This window comes from Rhizobium sp. 01T444 (assembly GCF_056398305.1).
This window is the reverse complement of record NZ_JBFTPD010000096.1, coordinates 1-1,054: the sequence shown is the minus strand read 5'-3', so window position 1 is coordinate 1,054 and position 1,054 is coordinate 1. Positions and strand designations below refer to the sequence as shown.

Below are 1,054 nucleotides of genomic sequence, written 5' to 3'. Positions count from 1 at the left end.
CGTGGGCACCGACACCGGAGGCTCGATCCGCCTGCCGTCGGCCGTCAACGGCACCGTCGGCCTGCGCCCCAGCTACGGGCGCGTGAGCAACCACGGCATCGTCCCGCTGGCCTGGAGCATGGACACCGCCGGTCCGATGACGCGCACGGTGGAGGACTGCGCCCTGATGTTCGGCGCCATGGCCGGCTTCGACGCCCGCGATGCCGCCAGCGCGCCGCGGGCCTGCGACGACTACCTGCGCGAACTCGCGGGCGGCTGCCGCAAGCTGCGCATCGGCGTCGTGCCGGGCTATTTCTTCGAGCACCTGCAGGCGCCGGTGCGCGATGCGGTGAAGGCCGCGCTCGCCACCTTCGTCGAACTGGGCGCGACGGTCGTCGACGTCGACATCCGCAACATCCACGGCAACATCTCGGCGCAGCTCACCATCGAATCGGCCGAGCCCAGCACCTACCACCAGCGCGACCTGCGCGAGCGCCCCGGCGACTACGGCGAGGATGTGCGCACCCTGCTGGAGACCGGAGAACTGCTGCTCGCCACCCACTACCTGCAGGCGCAGCGCTATCGCGCGCTGCTGCGCGGCGAGTTCCTGGCGGCCTTCAGGACGGTGGACGTCTTCATCTGCCCCACGCTGCCCTTCGCCGCCACCCGTGTCGGCGAGACCAGGGTCGTCATCGAGAACGGCGTGGAAGAAGACATGCTCTCGGCCATCATGCAGTTCACGGGCGTGGCGAGTCTCACGGGCCTGCCTTCGCTCAACGTCCCCTGCGGCTTCGATCCCGACGGTCTGCCGATCGGCATGCAGATCATCGGCCGGCCCTTCGACGAGGCCACGCTGCTGCGCACCGGCCATGCCTTCCAGCAGGCGACCGGGTTCCACACCCGCGCGCCGCTGCTTTCGTGACTTGGCGGTATCAGCACATCGACGTGGCGCCGCAGTCCAAGCGACATCGGCGGATCGCCGCTACCTTGGACCCTTCCATCGAGAGGAGCACCCATCCCATGCCGAACACCGACCTGCACTACCTTGAACTGCTCGAAGTGGGCAGGCTCATCC

1 protein-coding gene is annotated in these 1,054 nt (G+C 69.0%); it reads left to right on the top strand.

Annotated features, from left to right (window positions below; genetic code table 11):
* Positions 1-901, top strand: a 901-nt coding sequence (locus AC1DTN_RS37295; protein WP_477925117.1) for an amidase, incomplete at its 5' end; no start/stop codon positions are given.
* Between the last annotated feature and the right edge of the window lie 153 nt (positions 902-1,054).